Origin of the sequence: Yoonia vestfoldensis DSM 16212, from assembly GCF_000382265.1 — a bacterium.
Classification (GTDB): domain Bacteria; phylum Pseudomonadota; class Alphaproteobacteria; order Rhodobacterales; family Rhodobacteraceae; genus Yoonia; species Yoonia vestfoldensis.
Map to the genome: position 1 here is coordinate 19,362 of NZ_KB907973.1, position 19,751 is coordinate 39,112.

A 19,751-nucleotide genomic window follows, 5' to 3' on the forward strand; every position below is an offset into this window, starting at 1 on the left:
AGTCAGAATGTCACTTGATATCAAGACCAACCCCAAGATTACCGCAGCCACCGACATCGATGCCGTCAGCCACCAATTGGCCGCCCTGCGCGCGGACATGTCGCGCCTTGCGGAAACCGTGAGCGGGATCGCCGGACGGCGCGGGAGCCGGATCGCCGCGGACATCGCCGATGGTTTGGACGAAGCCAAGCATTATGCCCAAAGCAAGAGCCGGTCCGCCGAGGCGCAATTGGAGGATTCAGTTGTCGCGCACCCATTCATGACAATCGGCCTTGCTGCCGGCGCGGGTTTTCTGGTTGGCGCCCTGTCGCGGCGGTGACGGACCCGGTCAATCACGTATTGCGCGGTGTTACCCGCGCGTTCCGCAAGGACGCGGGCAGACTGCTACGATCGGCATTGCTGGCTCTGGCCGGTGGCCTGACCGCCGCCGCAGGTTTGGCGTTCCTGACGGTTTCGGGGTATCTGGTGCTTTGCTTGGCCTTGGGGCCGGGGCCTGCGGCTTTTTTGATCGGCGTCGGATTGCTCGTTCTGGCGGGGGGCCTGCTGACCTTGGCCGGAAACCGCCCTGCGAACAAGACCGCCGCCGCCCCGCTGCCACCGCAACCCGCTGCATCTGCAACCCATGAGACCGACTTCGCCTCTCGGATGGCTTTCACGGCAGCTTATGTGATGGCCCGCTATCTTGGCGCGGGCAGACGGGACCGGCAGCATGAACCTTGACACAAGTGAAAGGGCGGCAATGCAGCCCTTACCGAAAATCAAATTTGCAGGAGAGGCAGCATGACATTTGATTTCGACGGCAAGACAGCCATCGTCACCGGCGCGGCATCGGGGATCGGTGCGGCAATCGCGCAGGATCTGGCGCGTTTTGGAGCCACGGTCGTCCTGGCCGATATGGACGAGGCGGGGATGTCCGCGGTGGCCGAACGGATCAAGGCATCCGGTGGCGCAGCCTTGACCCAAAAGACCGACACAGGTGTTGCCGCAGATGTCGAAGCCCTTGTGGCGCGCGCTGTGGCAACGACGGGCGCGTTGCATCTGCTTGTCAACAACGCGGGCATCGGGGGGCCGGCGCAAATGGTCGGCGACTATCCCCTTGATGGCTGGCAACAGGTCATCGATGTCAACCTGACCGGCGTGTTCTATGGCATGCGATATGGCCTTGCCGAAATGGTCAAGGCGGGGGGAGGGGCCATCGTCAACATGGCGTCGATTCTCGGGTCGGTCGGCTTTGCAACGGCGGGCGCCTATGTGGCGGCGAAACATGGGGTGGTTGGCCTGACCAAGGTTGCAGCCATCGAATACGCAAAGGCCGGGGTCCGGGTGAATGCGGTCGGTCCGGGTTTCATCGCTACGCCACTTCTTGAAAAGAATCTGGACGCCGCCGCGCTGGATGGCATTGCGGCGCTGCACCCGATCGGACGCCTTGGCGCAGTGGCCGAGGTATCTGCGCTGACCTGCTTCCTGCTTTCGGATCAGGCCAGTTTCATCACGGGCAGCTATCACCTCGTCGACGGGGGCTATACCGCGCAATGAGGGCAGGGGGGTGGCGTGCCCTTGGGGCGTCAGCCCGTCCGGCGACCCTGGCCTATCCGGTCACAACCCCATCCCCCACCACGATCTGTCGGCGACACACCGCCGCGATCTTTTCGTCATGGGTCGAGATCATGAAGGTGGTGCCTTCCTCGCGATTGATCTGTCCGATCAGGTCCATCACCTGCATCGCAGAGGCCCGGTCGAGGTTGCCGGTCGGCTCATCCGCCAGCACCAGTTCAGGGCTGTTCATCAAGGCACGGGCCACGGCAACGCGCTGCTTTTGTCCGCCTGACAGATTGGCCGTGGGAAAGTCGATCCGCTCGGCCAGCCCCATCCGTGTCAGCAGATCGCGCCCGCGTGCGCGTGCGGCGGGCGTTTCGCGCCCGTCCCGCACAGCGGTCGGGAAGACCACGTTTTCCAGTGCGGTAAAATCCGGCAGCAGGTTGTGAAACTGGAAGACAAATCCGATGTGGGCATTGCGAAACCCGGTCAACGCCCTGTCATCGGCGGCAATCATGTCCTGACCCAGCATCACGTAGCTGCCCGATGTCGGCTTCATCAAGGTGCCGAGGATCGTCAGTAGCGTGCTCTTTCCCGAACCGGACGGCCCCAGAAGCGCGGCCATTTCGCCTGCCTCAAGGCGCAACGACAGACCGCGCAAGACCCGTGTCGCGGCCTCGCCCGTCCCGTAGGTCTTGATAAGGTCGCTCACTTCCAGCAGCGCGGTCATTGGCCGATCGCCGTGACGGGATCGACCCGCGCGGCCGCGCGCGCAGGCAGGATCGAGGCCAGGATCGCGCCGATCACGGTCAACGTGATGGCCAGCCCATACGAGCCTTGGGTGATATCCATCGGCAGGGTGCCGGCCTCGAATGCATCGCGCGATGGAAACGGCAACAACGCGAGATAACCAAGCACGGCACCCATGATGCCGCCCAACAACCCGATCAGCGCGCCTTGTGTGACGAAAACGAAAACGACGAACCCGCGCCCCGCCCCCATCGCCCGCATGATCCCGATCTCGGGGCGGCGACGGTAGGTGGAAAGCAAAAGCGCCGAAGCGACGCCGATCACGATGGTGATCAGCGCGAAGGTCTTGAGGAAATAGCCGGTCTGCGCCTGTGCATCCAGCGCCTCCATCAATTGTTCCGCGCCATCTGTCCACGGCACCGCATCAAGGCCCGTCAGCGCGCGGATGCGCACAGCGGTGGCATCTGCGGCGTTCAGATCCCCCAGCTTGATTTCGATCCGTGTCACGCCTTGCGGCATCGTAAAGAGCGTCCGGGCGGTCGACAGGCTGACGAAGGTGCGCGCCCCGTCGATCGCGCCGTTGCCGGTCTTGAAGATACCGCCGAGGGTCAGCGCCGCCGCAACACCATCCGAGCTTTCCAGCCGCAGCGTCTGGCCGATGGACAGTGCTAGGTCGTCGGCCAGATCGCGTCCCACCACGATCAGGCCGGACCCAAGCCGCACGTCACCCTCGACCATGTATCCCGCAAGGTCGAGGATTGCGGATTCCCGACCCGGTTCCACCCCGGTGACACTGACCTGGGCTGTCTGCGCGCCGCGCGTCAGGAACCCCGCCCCGGTGATCTGCGGTGAGACGGCCCTGACCCCCGGAACCGCCTCGATCAGCGGAAGCCATGTCGCGGCCTCGGACAGTGTCGCGGTGCGCATCCGGCCGCGTTCCGCCACGACCAGTACATGACCCTCGGGTGAGATCAGCAGTGACGGGTCGTCTGTCTCGGCCTCGATGGTGATATGGCTCAGGTCGCCCACGGTGCGCGACAGGATGAATTCGGCCAGCCCGCCGATCAGTGCCGACATGAAGATGAAGATGAACACGCCAACTGCAACGCCCGTCACCAGAAGCGCGGTCTGCGCCTTGTTCGCCGTCAGATAGCGGGTCGCGATCTTCAGAGCATAGAGCATCAGGGCTGATCCACGGCGACCGTCTGCCCGTCCACGATGCCGGTCGCGTCCACAATCACCGCGTCGCCTGTTGCAAGGCCCGCGTCCACGATCAGGCGCGCGGCGGGCCAGTCCACCACAGTCACGGGCCGCAATTGCGCCGTGCCGTCGGCGACCACGAAAATCCCGTTGCCGTCGACCAAGGCTGTGCGCGGAACGCTAAGCGCGGCGTCGCGCCGGTCGACGATGATGTTCGTTGTCACGGTCAGGCCGACGGGCGCGCGTGCGGGGGTGTCAAAGGCGATCTTGATGGCAAGCCCGCCGGTGGCCTCGTTCACGCGGTGCGACACAAAGCTGAGATGGCCCGCACGTGTCCCGGTTTCTCCGGCCAATTGCAGGACAGCTTGTTGATCGACAGCGATCTGCGTCGCATAGACCTCGTCCACATCCGCCGCGACCAGCAGGTTGCCCAGATCGGCCAGCGTCAGCAGCCGCGTGGACGGGCCGATGATCTGTCCGGCCTCGGCATCAAGCTCAAGCACGGTACCGGCGACCGAAGCGCGGATCGTATAGGTTTCAAGCACGATCTGTGCCTGGCTCAGCAAGGCCGTCAGACGCGCGACCTCCTGCGCTGCGGATTGCACGGCAAAGGCGTTGGCTTCGAGCGTGGCCCTTGGCACGTTGCCCCCCAAGGCAACCGCGCGGTCATAAGTCTCGGTGGCTTGCCGCTGCGCGACAAGCGCCGTGTCGAGCGCAGCCATGGACTGGCGGACGATTGCATTCTGTGCGGCGGCATCGACCTGCGCGAGGATCTGGTCTTTTTCGACCACGTCGCCTTCCGCCGCAGACAGCCTCGAAAGGTTGCCGGAAACCACTGACCTGACATCAATGGAATGGGCTGCGGCGATCCGGCCGTTGACCGCAAGCACCCGTGTGATCGGTGCGAGGGACGCGATCTCGACTGCAACGGGGATTGGTCGTGCCATCCAGAACTGGGACCAGAACAAGCCCGCAACGGCCAGCCCCAGCAGTCCCGCCGCCCCGAAAATCCAGCGGCGGCGCGTGGTTGTCGATCCGTCCGCGACCGGGCGCAAGGCTGGAACGCGCGGCGTTGGTCCGGTCTCATCTTGCGACCGAGCGGGGCCGTTTTGCGGCGTCTTTGTGGTGGTGGACGATGCCAAACCCAGTCCTTCCAAATACCCGATGCGCACAGACAGGGTGGCGATTCCCGCCACGCCGATCGTTCGGTTAAGATAGGCGAGCACGGTGGTCCTGCCTTGATGCAGATCAGCAAAACGGGTGGCGCACCGGCTGATTTGCGCGCAACCGCGCTATGCCGATCCCGCCCGAACATAGGATGTCGCGGCAAGAAAGCCGCGCCTGGTTGCCGTCACCCTGCTATCGACAACCTCGCCATCTGGCCGTTGCTGTGCCACGCCACATCCAAAAAACCGAGGACGGGCGTAACCCAATGTCGCGGACGGCGTGCCATCATGCAGATTCCGGCAGTTCCAAGAAACGTTAGCGTGGCGTGCAGGGGCATGTGTGCCTGCCAGCAGAATCTTTTGCGCACCGGTCGCAGGTGTCACAAAACAGCATTACTTGTCTCATATCCGGCGGGATTGATCCGTCAAAGACGCATCCACCCGACCACCTGCAGGAGCCCCCATGTCCACAGTAGCTGCCAAGACCGTTTCGCCCTCTCGCGGTCTTGCGCTGATTTACCTGCTGTTTACCGGCAGCATGTTGGGGACGTCTACCATTCTGGCCAAGCTGTCCAGCAATGCGGGGATCAACCCGGTGGCTTTTCTGACGTGGTCCATTCTCTCGGCTGCGGCGCTGTTGTTCGTCACCGGGACGTTGCGGGGGGTCAGATTTCACCTTGGCGACGGGCGCATCGGATATTTCGTGGTCGCAGGGTTGGTCACCGTCGCGGCACCCAACCTGATCATCTTTACCGCCGCGCCGGTTGTCGGCGCGGGGTTCGTCGCCTTGTCCATCGCCTTTCCGCCGCTGTTGACCTATCTCGGCGCGCTGCTCTTGCGGATCGAACGCTTTGACCTTGTGCGTGCCTTTGGTGTTGCGCTGGCCTTGTTCGGGGCGATCTGGCTGGCGCTTGGCAAGATGGACGAGGCTGATGCGTCACTGGCGTGGATCGGCCTGACCTTGCTGATCCCGGTCTTTCTGGCGATCGGCAATATCTACCGCAGCCTCAGATGGCCTGCGGGTGCGCAGCCCGAAGAACTCGCACCGGGCATGCTGGCTGCGGCCGGTGGCATCCTGCTTGCGGTGGGGCTGACCACAGGACAGAGCCTGACGATTCCCGCGGCACCATCTGCGTGGCTTTTGCTGATGGTGCAAAGTGTCACCTTCACGTGCCAGTTCTTTGTGTTCTTCATGTTGCAACGTGTGGGTGGGCCGGTCATTCTGAGCCTGCTCGGGGCCGTCGCTGCCATCGTGACCGTACCTTTGTCGGTTGTGCTGCTCGCAGAGGACATACCCGCAGGGCTTTTGATCGGCGGCATCACGATCGGTCTGGGGATCTTCTGCGTCACCCGAAAGCCCGCAACGGGGAAACCCTGACCGGGACATTCACTGCGTCACCTCGGCCTTGCCGGACCATCCAGCACGTCGGCCCAGTCGCGATGCCGCCTGAATTGTGCTGCTGCAAAAGGGCAAAGAGGGACGATGCTCCACCCGTTTTCGCGCGCATCAGCGACGGCGCGCGCGACGAGAGCCAATCCAACGTTCTGCCCGCGGTAAACGTCTGGCACTTCGGTGTGGTCGATGATGATCATCTTATCGCCCGCCCGCGAATAGGTCATCCTTGCTTCCGGGCTTTGGTCGTCGCTGCGATAGCTGTAGCTGCCCTTGGTCTCCGTGACGGTGTGGGTGATCTGCATGTCGGTCTCTCCTGTTGGATGTCAGTCTTTGATCGGTCGTTGACCGGTTTTCCGCGTCAACGATGCTGTCCTCTTTGATCGCGGCTCCCAGAGGGTTGACCGAACACGGCCATCGGGGGGGCGCCAGCCCGTTAGACGCCAGCGGCAGGTCTGCGTCTGACGGCGCCGGAAGCGCGCGCGCCTGACGATCCGGCAGCACAGAAATGTCGATTAGCCGCGGAATTGCTTTCGCTTTCGGAAGTAGGTGGGCCCTAGGTATCTTTTGAAACATTTTTATGATGGCGACGCAGCGAAATTGGCGAACGGACCCCGCGATTTGCCGGTGTTGCCTGAATATGAGGGTTACAAAGTGGCTTTGCCAACCATTCCAGCATCAAGAGGTTTGCGGCCACCGGCCTGCGCGGTCTGAACGGATGGGCCAATGACGGTCAGGATGGCAATCCACGACGCCACAAAACCTGTCGTCCACCTTGCGATAGCGAGAGACTGACCGACAAGAACGGCCGGCCAACCGTATCGCGGCGGATCATGTGGCAGAAAACCGATCGGACGGATGGCGCCTGCGTCAGCGATTCTGCCTGGCAACAAGATCAATGGAGTGTGTGTGGCCCGCGTGCTGCAAACGACCGTTACCCAGCCGTGACCCCGAAGATCACGCCGACCAAGGCTGTCGATGCCATGGCAAGGACACCCCAGACCATGACCCGCAAGGCCCCGCGCAGGACGCCGGCCCCGCCGGCAGCGGCTCCCAACCCACCAAAGACGGCAAGGCCGATGACCGTCGATGCCGCCACCGTCAGCGCGATCCGCGTTTCCTGCACCAGCAGCACGATGATCAACGGCAGCACTGCGCCAACGGCAAAGGTCAGCGCGGACACCAGCGCGGCCTGCACCGGGCGTGCCGTCACCGTCTCCGAGATGCCCAGCTCATCGCGCGCATGCGATCCAAGCGCGTCGCGTTCGGTCAGTTGAAGCGCGACTTGCGCGGCCAGATCACGGTCTAGACCACGATCGACATAGATCTGCGTCAATTCCTCGCGTTCGGCATCAGGTGTCTCTGCAAGCTCTTTGGTTTCGCGGGCGAGGTCGGCTTGTTCGGCATCGGTCTGCGAACTCACCGAGACATATTCTCCGGTCGCCATCGACATCGCCCCGGCCACAAGCCCGGCGAGCCCGGCGATCAGGATTTCGGGTTTTGCCGACCCGGCTGCGGCCACGCCGACGACAAGGCTCGCGGTCGAGACGAGGCCGTCATTGGCCCCGAGAACGGCGGCCCGCAGCCAGCCGATCCGGTGAACCCTGTGGATTTCGGCGTGCGACAGACGGCTCATGGCGTGGTTCCTTGTGTGATATCGGACTGACCGGCAGCGACGGCCAGTGCTTGGGGTATTGTTGGTTCCTGCGGCGCAATCCGCAGCGCGCGCAGTGCGTTCAGGATCACGGCAACGTCGATGACCTCTTGCAAAAGCGCACCCTGCACCGGGCTGAGATAGCCGAAAGCGGCGGCGATCATCCCAAGGACCGACAGGCCGATTCCCGCGATCACGCTTTCGACGGCGATCCTGCGCGAGGCCCTTGCGATCTCTATCCCCGGACCAAGCCGGTCGATCCGGTCGACCAGCAGCACCACATCGGCCGCTTCGGCCGAAGCGGCGGCACCGCGCGCGCCCATCGCGACGCCGACGTCGGCTGCGGCCAGCGCGGGCGCGTCGTTTACCCCGTCACCTACCATCATCACCGGGCCGTGCTGACGTTCTGCAAGGACCAGCAGCACCTTCTGATCCGGCGTCAGGCCCGCCCGCACGCCGTCCAGGCCAAGCCCTTGGGTCACACGCTCTGCCACGTCAGCCCGGTCGCCGGTGGCCAGCAGGATGCGCCCGATCCCTTGGGCGCGCAGCCCGTCCAGCATGGCGCCCGCGCCTTCGCGCAAGGGGTCGGACATGACCAGATGCCCCGCGATCTGGCCGTCCACCGCCACGCCCACGACGACAGATCCGGCAGCCGTGGCCGGAAAACCGCCCGACGGTCGCCCGACCCGCCCCGCGACAAAGCCATCACCACCGACGATGACGTGGCGTCCATCGACATCGCCCGTCACCCCTTCGCCGGGGATTTCGGCAACCCCGGAGGGCAGCGGCAGGTCGAGGCCCCGCGCCTTTGCGGCGGTGACGATGGCCTGCGCGACAGGATGCTTGGACGCTTGGTCAAGCGCTGCGGCCAGCCGCAATATGTCATCCTCTGCCATGCCGTCGGCGCTGGCGATCGACACGATCTGCGGGCGGCCGTCCGTCAGTGTGCCTGTCTTGTCCAGGATCAGCGTGTGGATACGCGCCATTGTCTCAAGCGGCCCCGCGCCCTTGATCAGCACGCCGAAATGCGCCGCACGCGACAGGCCCGCCACAAGGGCGACCGGCACGGCCAGGATCAGCGGGCACGGTGTCGCAACGACAAGCACGGCGACCGCCCGGATCGGATCGCCGGTGAACCACCAGGCGGCAAAGGCGATGCTGACCGTGATGGCCAGAAAGCCCAGCGACCAGCGATCCGCCAGCCGTGACATCGGCGCCTTTGACGCCTGTGCCTCCTCGACCAGCCGGACGATCCCGGCATAGGTGCTGTCTTTCGCTTCATGCGTTGCGGTCAGGTCAAAGGGTTCACCGGCATTGGTCGAGCCGCTCATCGCTGCGGTGCCGCGCTCCAGCCGGACGGGCAAGGATTCGCCTGTAAGGGCTGCGGTGTCCACAAAGGCCAGCTCGGACGCCACTGTGCCATCCACCGGCACGACGTCGCCCTGACGGATCAACAGCCGGTCGCCGGGGGCGATCTCATCAAGCGGCACGTCTTGCAGCCCGGTGTCGCTGTGGCGGGTCGCAGTGCGGGGCACCCGGGACAGCAGCGCATGCATCTCGCGCCGGGCACGGCCCTCGGCGAAGCTTTCAAGGAAGGTGCCGCCCGAATACATGACCGCGACGACCGCAGCGGCAAGAGTCTCGCCAAATAGCAGCGCGGCCGACATGGAGAGCGCCGCAACGATGTCGAGCCCCACCTCGCCAGAGCGCAAGCTGCGCAATATCTCGATGATCAGCGCGGCAAGCGCGGGCACCACCCCCGCGATCCAGAAGAGGTGCGCGATATCGGGCCTGCCCAGCACCCAGCCCGCAAGCCCTGCGATCAGGCCTGCTGTGGCGACAAACAGGATGGCGGTCTTGAAACGATCGGTCCGGGTCTTTTGCACGCGGCTCATCCCCCCTTGGTCAAGGTGATTGGGGCTGGCGCTTGGGCGAAAAGCCCGCCGACGCCAACGCCACTTGCCTCGCCGCGATCATCGCGCACAAGGAACAATACGTCGAGCCCGTGTTTTTCCGCGACTGCCGCGCCGGCGTCTGGTCCCAGCACCATCAGTGCCGTTGCCCAGGCATCGGCCTCGGCACAGGTGCGGGCGACCACGCTGACCGAGGCGGGCCCGGCGATCAGCGGTGCGCCGCGCTTTGGGTCCATCGTGTGCGACAGGCGCTGCCCGTGCACCTCGACCCAGTGGCGGTAATCGCCCGAGGTCGCCACGGCGGCATCCTGCAACGCAAGGACCGACCGGGGAGCGCGGCGCCCGGCGTCCGGAGCCTCGACCGCGATGGTCCAGGCTGTGCCATCCGGGCGCAGGCCCATGGCGCGCATCTCGCCGTCGATCCCGACAAGCGCGTTGGTGATCTCATGGTCACGAAGGGTCTCGGCCAGCCGGTCAACGCCGTAGCCCTTGGCAATGCCGTTCAGGTCGAGCGCGACCGGCGCAGTCTTGCGCAGCGCCATCCCGTCGAGTTCCAGTACGTCATGCGCGGGGCGGCGCGGCGCGGCCATCGCCTTGCGGATACCGTCGGGCGCGGCTGCGTCTGGCCCAAAGCCCCAGGCGGTCACCGCATCGCCCATGCCGATGTCGAACGCGCCACCCGAGGCGCGCCCGATCTCAAGGCCAAGCCGCAGGACAGCGTGCAGATGCGTCGGCACGGTCAGCCAGCAGCCGACCGCCGCTGCGTTGACGCGCATCAGGTCGCTGTCGGGCTTCCATGTCGACATCTGCATGTCGACCGCGTCCACGGCCGCCTGAAGTGCTTCCTGCACCGCTGCCGTGTCGAAACCAGGTGCGACAAAGAACACAGCCGACCACCGCGTGCCCATGGTTGGGCCGTTCAGGGCGATGCGCGCCTTTTCAGTAGACATCTTCGACATATCGACCCTCTGCCTTGAGGACGGCGGGTGAAAGCCCGGACGGTGCGAGGATCTCGGCCAGTGCCTCCGTGACGCCAGCCGCCATGTCGCGACCGCCACAAACCATCACGCGCGCGCCGTCGCGGATCAGGCCTGCCACTTGCGCTCCGTCGCCGCGCAGCGCGTCTTGCACGTAGTGAGGCCGCCCCCCCCCGCGCGAGACTGCCGTGACCAGCCCGGTCAGGCGGCCGTCGGCCTGCCAGCCGGGCATGTCCTGCCCATAAAAGAAATCGCTGTCCGCGTGGCGCATCCCGAAAAACAGGTGGATCGGTCGCCGCCGCGCATTGCCGCGGACGAACCCTGCAAGCGGCCCGATGCCGGTGCCCGCGCCGATCAGGATCAGCGGGGCACGGCCCCGTCCGGGATAAAAACCTGGATTGCGGCGCAGGAAGGCTGTGACGGTATCGCCGGGCATCAGCGCCGTGAGGCGGGTGGAGACAAGACCGCCGGGATGCTTTCTGACGACGATCTCGATGAATCCGTCCCGGCGTGCAGAGGCAAGCGAGTATAGTCGCGGCACGGCGCTGCCGTCGGGCAGGATACCGATCAGGTCGCCTGCGGTGAATTGCGCAAATCCCGCCCCGGTCAACCGCTGCCAAAGCGTGGCGCGCGGCAGCGCGAACCGCAGGATCGCCGCCCTTGCCTGCACTTCAGAGCCATAGTCGCGCCGGGACATCAGCGTCAGCGTCTGTGTCGCCGGGCTGACCGGCGTGTGGACGAGGTCCAGATCCGTCCCCATCGCCTGACCAAGCGCGCGACCCCAGCGCGCGAAGTCCTGCGGCGATTGCCTGTCGACGGTGTCCGGCGGCATAAACGCGTCCCAGCCCTTGGCGCGGGCAGCCTCGGACACGGCCTCGGCAAAGGCGCAATAGGCCGGAAAGCTGCGGTCGCCGAAGCCAAGCACGGCGATGGGCGCGTCCGGCGCGCGGTCAGCGGCGTTCAACTGGTCAAGGAAACCCTTGGCCGATGCAGGGGCGGCCCCGTCGCCATAGGTTGCGGCAAGCACGATGATCCGCTCGGCGCTGCCATGACGTCTCGGCGCATAGCCCGACATCGGCCCGACATGGACGCTGTGCCCGGCCTTGGTCAGCGCGGCGTGAAGCGTTGCGGCAAAGCCCCATGTGGTGCCACCCTCGCTGCCCACCAGCACGATCGTTCTGGCGCGCCCGGCAGGCTGATTGCCCCGGATGCGCAGCCGCCCACGCCGTCCGGCAAGCCAGATCAGGACGCCTGTCGCGCCCATCGCGGGCACGCCAAGCGCCATCAGCCCAAGGACCAGACCCAGCGTCGCGGCACCTTGCCCTGTGTGCAGCATATAGATGGTTTCCGAAACGCGTTCCCACCCGGTCAGGTCGGCCCATGCCAGAAGCGCACCGTTGCCCTGATCGATGTACCCGGTTCCGCCGTCGGTTTTCAGCGTGTAGGCATCCGTCACATCGCCCGAAAAGGGAAAGCTCAATTCACGCAGTTCAGCGACCGGCGTTTGTTGCAAAATGGGCATCTGATCCGGGGCGAACCCGGTATCCCCGGTCACCTCGGCCGGAAAGGCAAGTGCGGCCGCACCGTCCGGAAGCAGGTCGAAGGTGGAGGCTGTCATCCAAAGGGCCGTCGCGGCGGAAAGCACAAGACCGATCACGGCGATGCGGGCGATCTCGACATGGAGCCGTCCGGCAAGCGGACCGCGCAGCGGCGTGAACCAGTGCCGCCAACCGCCGACCCGCCGCATGACCAACGCGATGCCGGAAAACGCCAGAACCAGCATCGCCGCCGCGCCTGCGGCCATCGCAATGCGACCGCCATCCCCCAGCAAAAGCGAGCGGTGCAGGTTGGTCAGCCAACGTTCGATCCGATTGGGATCGGCCGAAGCGACGCCTTGCCCCGTCGCCGGGTCGATCACCGCGGCACCTGGCGCGCCCTGATCGAACCAATAGGCGGTGATCCGGCCCGAGGGTTGGCGCCGGATCTGCTCGACGCCCGGATAAGCCAGCTTGATACGTGCCGCGAGTGTGGCGACGGTCAGGCCGGTCTCCGGCTGCGCCGCGCCGATCCGCTCGGCCGCCGGAAAGACCGACAGCGCCGCCCCGCTCAGCGCGAGGATGGTGATGAGGGCAAGGGCCACAAGACCCGGCCAGCGATGGATTGCGCGGATCATGACACTCTTGCCTCACATGTCGTAGGCAAAGCTGGCGATGTAACGACGGCCAGCCACAGGCACGCCCGCGCCTTCGGTCGTCAGCGGCACCGCCACCTCGTTCGGGCTGTCGCGCATGTCCTCGACGGCGGCGTCAATGTGCAGCGTGTAGCCCGCATCGAACAGCGCATCGGCAAGGTCGAGCGTGATCTCGAGCGTTCGACCCGCGCCCACGCTGGCACCCGTGATGCCGTCCACCTGTGCGGTGTCGCCATTCGTCACCCGATGCCAGTCGGTCAGATGCTCGTAGTATTTCGACTTGCCACCGGCCATCCAGAGACTGCCGGCATAGGCACCTGTGGCGTCGGTGACGAAGAGCACGAGATAGGCCCCGTCGCCGCCGTAACTGTTAAGCGTCGTGGTCAGTGTCACCGGGCGCGCCATGGCAAGACCCGGAAGTGTCAGCGCCGTGGTCATGGCGAGTGCTGCGAGAAGTGATTTCATCAGGTGTATCCTTTGGTTCGATGGGTGCGCAGGAGGCTCAGTTCACTTGGGCCTGTGGTGGGGCGCCGTTCCCGAAAAGCCCGTTTTGCGGCGGGGCAGCGGTGCCCGCGGTCGCGGGATCAGGAGCGCCGCCAATGCAATCGTCATCATCATCGTCATCCTCGCAGTCCTCGTCGTGGTCATCATCGCCGTGGTCGCGGCGCGCGCCGTGGTTTTCGTCGTCATCATCGCCGTCGTCGTCGCTGGCAAGGATGACGGGCAACGACTTTGCGCCATCCTCATAGAGCGTCGTCAAAGGGCGCTGAATTGCGTTGGGGGCGGTGGCCATCGCACTCCAGCCGGTTGTGCCGATCACGGCCGTCAGCGCGGTGGAGGCGACAAGAAGCGTCAGGGTCTTTTTCATGGCAGGCTTTCCTTATGTTTGCTCTGCACTCTTCTGGACCTTCGACCTGAGGGTTTCCTGACGCATGAACGCGGCTGGCTTCAGCTTGGCGTCAGGAAAAATGCCCCCGCTGCGGGGGCATTTGACCACGTGCTGCCAAAATGATGTCCGGCCGCGGCGTCTTGATGCAGGGGGGTCAGGCGATGTCGCCGGGGGCAGGTGCGCGTTTGTCGCCGGTAACCATGGCCTGCGCGAGGTTTTCATGGTGCCGAAAGGACGCGATCACCACACTCGCGACATGCAACGCGATCAGGAAAAGCATCAGGTTCGCAAGAACCTCGTGGACTTCCTCCAGCGCTTCCTCGCCGCCCAGCCCGTTTTCGGCGCCGTCTTGATCGGCGTCTGCCCAAGCGGGGGCCACGATCTGCGGCATCTGCGGCAGCATCGCGAGGCGCGCGGGCTCGGCCATCAGCCAGCCGGTCAGCGCGGTGCCCGCCAGCGTCACCAGCAACACGAGGATCATCACGCCGCCGGCCGGATTGTGACCGAGATAGCGCCGCTCTCGTCTCTGCGTCATGTCGCCGACATAAGACAATGTGGCGGCGGGCCCTTTCAGGAACTGGGCAAAGCGCGCATAGCGGCTGCCGACAAATCCCCAGACGAGGCGGAACGCGACCAGCCCCGCGACGACGTAGCCCGCAATTTCGTGGACGGTTGACAGTTCTTCGGCGCTCAGCCAGGCCACGAGGAAGGCGGCGACAAGGCTCCAGTGGAACACCCGCACCAGCGGGTCCCATACCCGGACCTTGCCGGTCGCGGGTGACCCGTCGTTCCGGGCCTCGTGCAAGAATGTCTTAGTCATTGTCGCCTCCTGTCCGGTCGCTGCGGGGACGATCATCGTCCTCGCTCTCGTCCTCGTCCTCGTCTTCATATTCGACCTCGATCACGTCGAGCGTGGCGGGTTGGATCGTCACCTCGATGCGGCGCCCTGCGGCGTCGCGACCGTCGATCTCGTAGCAGCCGTCATCAATCTTGATACGGCGCACCGTCCAGCCGTTCTCTTCGGCCAGCCGCGCCACGGCATCGCGCGGCTGCCAATCGGCCATCGGCACAAAGCAATCTTCGTCCGCCATCGCCGTTCCGGGCGCAAGCAATACGACGAAGCCGAGAATTGTCAGGATCGTCTTCATGGGCCAAACTCCAGGTTGCAGCCATATTGGGCGAACCATGCACGACAAACCTGACAGGCTGCTGAAGCAAGTGAACTGATCTGCGTCAGCTTCGCGTCAGGCGGACCGGTCAGGATGGGTCAAAATGTAAAGGAACCGGACCAGACATGCGCATTCTGCTGATCGAGGACGACACCACGCTCGGTGCCGCAGTGCGCGACCAGATCGCGGCAGATGGTCAATCGGGGGATTGGGTCACGCGGCTTGACGCGGCGGGCGACGCATTGCGCGCGGCGTCCTACGACCTGATCCTGCTGGACCTGATGCTGCCCGACGGGCGCGGCATCGGGTTCCTGAAGAGCTTGCGCGCAGGCGGGGACGTGACGCCGGTCATCATCCTGACCGCGCTTGACCAGATATCGGACCGGATCGAGGGGCTGAACGCAGGAGCCGACGATTATCTGGTCAAGCCCTTCGATCTGGCTGAACTGTCCGCCCGGATCGGATCGGTCGCCCGGCGCTACAGCGGTAACCCGAATCCCATCATCACCCACGGACCGCTTGACATTGATCTGGCCGCGCGCAGCGTCCACCGCGACGGCAAGCCCGTTCAACTGACCGCCCGGGAATGGGCGTTGTTCGAAACGTTTCTCGCTCGGCCCGGCCAGCTTCTTTCGAAGCCGCAGCTTGAGGAAAAGCTCTATGCTTTTGACGCGGAAGTCGAAAGCAACACGATCGAGGTGCATGTCAGCCGCCTGCGCAAGAAACTCGGGGCGCAGGTTGTCGAAACAGAGCGGGGCATGGGCTATCGGCTGGGGCGTCCATGAGGTGGCCTGCCAGCCTTCAGGCACGGCTTGGCCTTTCGCTTGGCCTTGTGCTGACATTGCTCTGGCTTCTGGCCGCGACGGTCACGGCTGTGATCGTCCGCGATGAACTGGACGAGGTGTTCGACAGCGCGCTCCGCGAGACGGCAGAACGTATCCTGCCGCTGGCGGTGGCCGATATCGTCGGGCGTGACGCGCCGGGCATGACGCAGCGGGTTGCGCCGATCCGCGAACATGACGAGTTCTTCACCTATGTCGTGCGTGACGCCGAGGGGCGCATCCTGCTGCAATCCCATGCGGCGGACCCCGCAGCGTTCCCGTCATATGATGGGCAGGGATTTCGGCAGACCGCGACCCATCGGCTTTACAGCGACGCGGCGCTGCAGGGCACGATCCGCATCACCGTGGCCGAGCCGCTTGCGCATCGGGCGTTGGTCGCGCGGGAAATCCAGATGGGTCTGGGTCTGCCGCTTCTGGTCGTGCTGCCATTGGCGATTTTGGCGATCATCGTCGCCGTCCGGTTCAGCCTCGCGCCATTGCGTCGATTTCGGGCGCGGCTGGACTCGCGCGGCGCGCGTGACCTGTCGGACGTGCCTGCCAGCGACTTGCCGACAGAGATTGCGCCGCTGGCCGCCACCTTGAATGGCCTTCTGACCCGGTTGCGCGATGCCTTCGAGGCCGAGCGCAGTTTTGCCGCGAATGCCGCACATGAATTGCGCACGCCGCTCGCAGGCGCGATCGCGCAGGCGCAGCGGCTTCGGTCAGAGACCGCAGACCCCGGCATTGATGCGCGCGCCGCCGAGATCGAGGCGACGCTCAAACGGCTCACGCGCCTTGCCGAGCGTCTGTTGCAGCTTGCACGGGCCGAAGGCGGGCGTCTGCGGACCGATCAGAGCATGGACGTCAGGGCCGTCGCGCAGATCGTGGTTGATGATATCATGCGCGCCAACGCGCCGGGCCGCGTCGCGCTGCGCTTGCCGGACACGCCTGTCCAGTCCGACATCGACCCGGATACCTTTGCGATTGTGTGCCGGAACCTTGTGGACAATGCGCTCCGGCATGGCGCGCAAAGCGCGCCGGTCGAGGTCACCATGACGGCTGACGGACGTCTGATCGTGGCGAATGACGGTCCCGCACTGGCGCGCGACAGCCTTGATCGCCTCACGCGGCGGTTCGAGCGGGCAGATGCGCGCGCCGATGGCAGTGGGCTCGGCCTTGCCATCGTGGCCGCCATAGCAGAGCGGCTGGGAAGCCAGCTGCTGCTGGAATCGCCGCGTCCGGGTGGGTCTTGCGGGTTTCAGGCGTCGATCATGTTGCCGACACCTGTGCCGGACACCCGATCCGGCGGCATTTGGCGCGGGCTTGAATGACCCAAGAGGCAGGGACGGTATCTCCACCGGGCTGTAAGGCTGAGGTGAGGTCGAAGACGGAAAGCCCTTGCGGGAACGCGGGGGCTTTTTCTATGATTGCATGGTCTTGCAATCCGTATGACACTGTAGGTTGAAATAGATTTGCGGGGTTGTATCTGAGATATGGAGGAGCCGAAGTTCAAGACTTCTGATGTCAATCCCCTGCCTGAACTGTCGGGCGTGCGCGTTGAGTTAGAACCAACAGCTGAGTTTTTCGAGTTGAAGTGTCGCTTGCTGTTCGCTGTAATGCGGTATGAACATCAAGGTCGTGAATACGAAGTGGGTGTTACTCGGGCCTACTTGCGCCTTTCTCTTGAAGGCTGTGAGACTGTTTTGGGATCAAGCTTTGGCGAGAATGTGCTTGCATCGGTAGTGGAAGAGAACAGCCTAGAGAAACAAGCGGGATTTGTGGTTTCGGGTGGTATCAGCGCGGGTTCAGTGAGTGGCGTCAATGTGAATTTGGGTGGACGTGGTGAAGTTGGAGTCTCAAAAAAACAAAAGATCAGCGAGACCAAGACACACCTCCCTGTCATCGCTAGGCCCAACGACTCATGGGAGGTTTTGCCGCAAGTTACTAGTGCAGGTCGCGCGCCAATAATTGATGGTACAGCAATCCCAAGTATTGCCCTATGTACGCTTCGGAGAAAAAAGGGTGGTAACAGAATGGTAGTGATCGGAGAGGTTCAAGTTTCAAAACGGTCAATAAAGGTATCAGCTGTTGGTGGAAACTTAATTGGTAAGTAATTTAGTGAATGGACAAACAAAGATATTATAGTCGGTTTGATTTTGAGGCGTGCAATTCAGCGTGAGGCGAGCCAGTATTCAACCTCATCTCAACCTTCTGCAGTCTCCATATCACGCTTTGAGGTTTTGGAAGAATGAACCGACTGCTGGAGGACATGCTCAGCGAAGGAGAGCTAAGTTCAATTGATGCGGTTTTTGCCGCGCCTGACACAAGATTTGACAAACTAGTTAAATTGGTTGGTTTAAATCCGCTTACAGATTTTCAGTACGCTGACTTGCGAGGCACAAATTTTTGTGGTGCTGATCTTCGGGGTTTTGACTTCACCGGGTCTGACTTGAGAGATTGTATTAGAAATGATAAAACAGTTGTAGATCATAGCACAATTCTGGTTAACGCTGATGTTCAGTGGATTGACGTTGAGTATTTGCCGATTGTCGCGAAAATGCAGGACATCGAGATTTCTCAATCTTCGGAAAAGAGAAAAGATCTGCTTAGTGAGCTGATTGCTGATTTTGGCAAGACAGATCATGTTGTTGCCTATATGGTTTCTGCAGCGGTTCGATCTGACGATCTTGATAAATTCATTGACTTTGCATCGTTTCTCCCGGCGGAATTGTCACAAAGTCAATTTGCTCAGATACGTGCGAGCGGTATAAAGCTCTTTCGAAAGAAAATCGCTCAGAGCCGTAGCCGAACGAGGCGTAAAACTACCGCAATATTCGCCTACAGCGAGATATTGGCGAAACTAAGTGAGCAACCAGGCTCACTCGCGGCAGGCGTCTACAGCCGCTTGGCAGATTTAGTTATGGCAAAGCAACAGACCGAGCAGTTGAGGTGGATGTCGCTAATTGAAGATCAAGACTTTGAAAAGGCGCTTGATTCAATCGGGCACTGAACAGGCGCTCGGACTATTCCCACACCCCCTTGCCACCCCCCGACCTCCCCGCTATACGCCACCAATCATGGCCTCGGATTCGTTCCGGGGCCTTGTGTCTTATGCGCAGGCCAGGGTTCGCCCCGGCAATCGTAGGTCGGGGTTCACCCCGACAACCCTTCACTTGGGGACCTTCGGGGCCCTGTAAACCATAGTCCCGGACCTGTCCGGGACGCCAAGCAAACGGAAGAAGCAAACATGGCACTCAAGTCGTACAAACCGACGACGCCGGGCCAGCGTGGGCTGGTGCTGATCGACCGTTCGGAGCTTTGGAAAGGTCGCCCTGTCAAGGCCCTCACGGAGGGTCTGACGAAATCGGGCGGACGGAACAACACCGGACGGATCACAATGCGTCGCATTGGTGGGGGCGCAAAGCGTCTTTACCGCATCGTCGATTTCAAGCGCAACAAGCTGGACATGCAGGCTGTTGTCGCACGTATCGAATACGATCCGAACCGGACAGCATTCATTGCGCTGATCCAGTACGAAGACGGCACCCAGACCTACATCCTGGCACCGCAGCGTCTGGCGATCGGTGACAAGGTCATCGCCTCGGCCAAGGCTGACATCAAGCCCGGCAACGCGATGCCTTTCTCGGGCATGCCCATCGGGACAATCGTCCACAACATCGAGCTCAAGGCAGGCAAAGGCGGCCAGATCGCCCGTGCAGCCGGCACCTATGCCCAGTTCGTCGGTCGCGATGGCGGCTATGCGCAGATCCGCCTGTCGTCGGGCGAATTGCGTCTGGTCCGTCAGGAATGCATGGCCACCGTCGGTGCCGTGTCGAACCCCGACAACTCCAACCAGAACATCGGTAAGGCCGGTCGCAACCGTCACAAGGGCATCCGCCCATCCGTGCGCGGTGTCGCGATGAACCCGATCGACCACCCGCATGGTGGTGGTGAAGGCCGGACATCCGGTGGCCGTACGCCTGTGACCCCATGGGGTAAGGATACCAAAGGTACCCGCACCCGTAACAAGAACAAAGCATCGCAGCGCCTCATCGTGCGCACGCGTCATGCCAAGAAGAAGGGTCGTTAAAT

General features: G+C 63.4%; 21 protein-coding genes. 9 read left to right on the forward strand and 12 right to left on the reverse strand.

What is annotated here, in order from left to right:
• Positions 1-7 precede the first annotated feature (7 nt).
• Genes H147_RS0100130 through H147_RS0100140 form a run of 3 tightly spaced genes read left to right on the forward strand, consistent with a single transcriptional unit; the run spans position 8 to position 1,536 of the window.
• Positions 8-319 (forward strand): ElaB/YgaM/YqjD family protein, encoded by a 312-nt coding sequence (locus tag H147_RS0100130; RefSeq protein ID WP_019953293.1) that lies wholly within the window; start codon positions 8-10, stop codon positions 317-319.
• A gap of 20 nt (positions 320-339) precedes the next feature.
• Positions 340-720: a phage holin family protein gene (locus H147_RS19130; RefSeq protein WP_162561607.1), complete on the forward strand. Its 381-nt coding sequence runs from the start codon at positions 340-342 to the stop codon at positions 718-720.
• Positions 721-780: 60 nt separating this feature from the next.
• Complete coding sequence (locus tag H147_RS0100140; protein ID WP_019953295.1) at positions 781-1,536, forward strand: SDR family NAD(P)-dependent oxidoreductase; 756 nt, start codon at positions 781-783, stop codon at positions 1,534-1,536.
• A 52-nt stretch (positions 1,537-1,588) separates the two neighbouring features.
• Here H147_RS0100140 and H147_RS0100145 read toward each other — a convergent pair whose 3' ends face one another.
• The 3 genes from H147_RS0100145 to H147_RS0100155 are packed head-to-tail and all read right to left on the reverse strand — an operon-like array spanning position 1,589 to position 4,712.
• Positions 1,589-2,266 carry an ABC transporter ATP-binding protein gene (locus H147_RS0100145; RefSeq protein WP_019953296.1) on the reverse strand — a complete coding sequence of 226 codons (678 nt, stop codon included), beginning with the start codon at positions 2,264-2,266 and terminating at the stop codon, positions 1,589-1,591.
• The gene (locus H147_RS0100150; RefSeq protein WP_019953297.1) at positions 2,263-3,468 is read right to left on the reverse strand and encodes an ABC transporter permease; all 1,206 of its coding nucleotides are present in this window, start codon (positions 3,466-3,468) and stop codon (positions 2,263-2,265) included. Before H147_RS0100150 ends, H147_RS0100145 begins: the two co-directional genes overlap by 4 nt.
• Complete coding sequence (locus H147_RS0100155; protein WP_019953298.1) at positions 3,468-4,712, reverse strand: efflux RND transporter periplasmic adaptor subunit; 1,245 nt, start codon at positions 4,710-4,712, stop codon at positions 3,468-3,470. The genes H147_RS0100150 and H147_RS0100155 overlap by 1 nt, the downstream gene beginning before the upstream one ends.
• Positions 4,713-5,115: 403 nt before the next feature.
• Here H147_RS0100155 and H147_RS0100160 point away from each other — a divergent pair, with 403 nt between their 5' ends.
• Positions 5,116-6,030, forward strand: coding sequence for an EamA family transporter (locus H147_RS0100160; protein WP_026352114.1), 915 nt, complete (start codon positions 5,116-5,118; stop codon positions 6,028-6,030).
• 17 nt (positions 6,031-6,047) lie between these two features.
• Here H147_RS0100160 and H147_RS0100165 read toward each other — a convergent pair whose 3' ends face one another.
• The 9 genes from H147_RS0100165 to H147_RS0100205 form a co-directional block, all read right to left on the reverse strand.
• Positions 6,048-6,350: a GNAT family N-acetyltransferase gene (locus H147_RS0100165; protein ID WP_019953300.1), complete on the reverse strand. Its 303-nt coding sequence runs from the start codon at positions 6,348-6,350 to the stop codon at positions 6,048-6,050.
• A 629-nt stretch (positions 6,351-6,979) separates the two neighbouring features.
• Positions 6,980-7,681: a VIT1/CCC1 transporter family protein gene (locus tag H147_RS0100170; protein ID WP_019953301.1), complete on the reverse strand. Its 702-nt coding sequence runs from the start codon at positions 7,679-7,681 to the stop codon at positions 6,980-6,982.
• On the reverse strand, positions 7,678-9,594 hold the full coding sequence (locus tag H147_RS0100175) for a heavy metal translocating P-type ATPase (RefSeq protein WP_019953302.1): 1,917 nt from the start codon (positions 9,592-9,594) through the stop codon (positions 7,678-7,680). The genes H147_RS0100170 and H147_RS0100175 overlap by 4 nt, the downstream gene beginning before the upstream one ends.
• The gene (locus H147_RS0100180) at positions 9,591-10,571 is read right to left on the reverse strand and encodes an FAD:protein FMN transferase (protein ID WP_019953303.1); all 981 of its coding nucleotides are present in this window, start codon (positions 10,569-10,571) and stop codon (positions 9,591-9,593) included. Before H147_RS0100180 ends, H147_RS0100175 begins: the two co-directional genes overlap by 4 nt.
• Complete coding sequence (locus tag H147_RS0100185; RefSeq protein WP_019953304.1) at positions 10,552-12,762, reverse strand: PepSY domain-containing protein; 2,211 nt, start codon at positions 12,760-12,762, stop codon at positions 10,552-10,554. Before H147_RS0100185 ends, H147_RS0100180 begins: the two co-directional genes overlap by 20 nt.
• Positions 12,763-12,774: 12 nt before the next feature.
• Complete coding sequence (locus H147_RS0100190) at positions 12,775-13,245, reverse strand: DUF2271 domain-containing protein (protein WP_026352115.1); 471 nt, start codon at positions 13,243-13,245, stop codon at positions 12,775-12,777.
• Positions 13,246-13,282: 37 nt separating this feature from the next.
• Positions 13,283-13,648, reverse strand: a complete 366-nt coding sequence (locus tag H147_RS0100195) for a hypothetical protein (protein ID WP_019953306.1) — start codon at positions 13,646-13,648, stop codon at positions 13,283-13,285.
• Between the two features lie 175 nt (positions 13,649-13,823).
• On the reverse strand, positions 13,824-14,489 hold the full coding sequence (locus H147_RS0100200) for a cytochrome b/b6 domain-containing protein (RefSeq protein ID WP_019953307.1): 666 nt from the start codon (positions 14,487-14,489) through the stop codon (positions 13,824-13,826).
• Complete coding sequence (locus tag H147_RS0100205; RefSeq protein ID WP_019953308.1) at positions 14,482-14,817, reverse strand: PepSY domain-containing protein; 336 nt, start codon at positions 14,815-14,817, stop codon at positions 14,482-14,484. Before H147_RS0100205 ends, H147_RS0100200 begins: the two co-directional genes overlap by 8 nt.
• A 146-nt stretch (positions 14,818-14,963) precedes the next feature.
• Between H147_RS0100205 and H147_RS0100210 the strand changes: the two genes are divergently transcribed.
• From H147_RS0100210 to rplB, 5 genes are all read left to right on the forward strand, one after another.
• A complete protein-coding gene (locus tag H147_RS0100210) occupies positions 14,964-15,623 on the forward strand; it encodes a response regulator transcription factor (RefSeq protein WP_019953309.1) in 660 nt (219 codons plus the stop codon).
• The gene (locus H147_RS0100215) at positions 15,620-16,990 is read left to right on the forward strand and encodes a sensor histidine kinase (RefSeq protein ID WP_019953310.1); all 1,371 of its coding nucleotides are present in this window, start codon (positions 15,620-15,622) and stop codon (positions 16,988-16,990) included. The genes H147_RS0100210 and H147_RS0100215 overlap by 4 nt, the downstream gene beginning before the upstream one ends.
• A gap of 162 nt (positions 16,991-17,152) precedes the next feature.
• Positions 17,153-17,773 carry a hypothetical protein gene (locus H147_RS20885; RefSeq protein ID WP_162561608.1) on the forward strand — a complete coding sequence of 207 codons (621 nt, stop codon included), beginning with the start codon at positions 17,153-17,155 and terminating at the stop codon, positions 17,771-17,773.
• Between the two features lie 134 nt (positions 17,774-17,907).
• Positions 17,908-18,669: a pentapeptide repeat-containing protein gene (locus H147_RS0100220; RefSeq protein WP_019953311.1), complete on the forward strand. Its 762-nt coding sequence runs from the start codon at positions 17,908-17,910 to the stop codon at positions 18,667-18,669.
• A 237-nt stretch (positions 18,670-18,906) separates the two neighbouring features.
• On the forward strand, positions 18,907-19,749 hold the full coding sequence (gene rplB / locus H147_RS0100225) for a 50S ribosomal protein L2 (protein WP_019953312.1): 843 nt from the start codon (positions 18,907-18,909) through the stop codon (positions 19,747-19,749).
• Positions 19,750-19,751 lie beyond the last annotated feature (2 nt).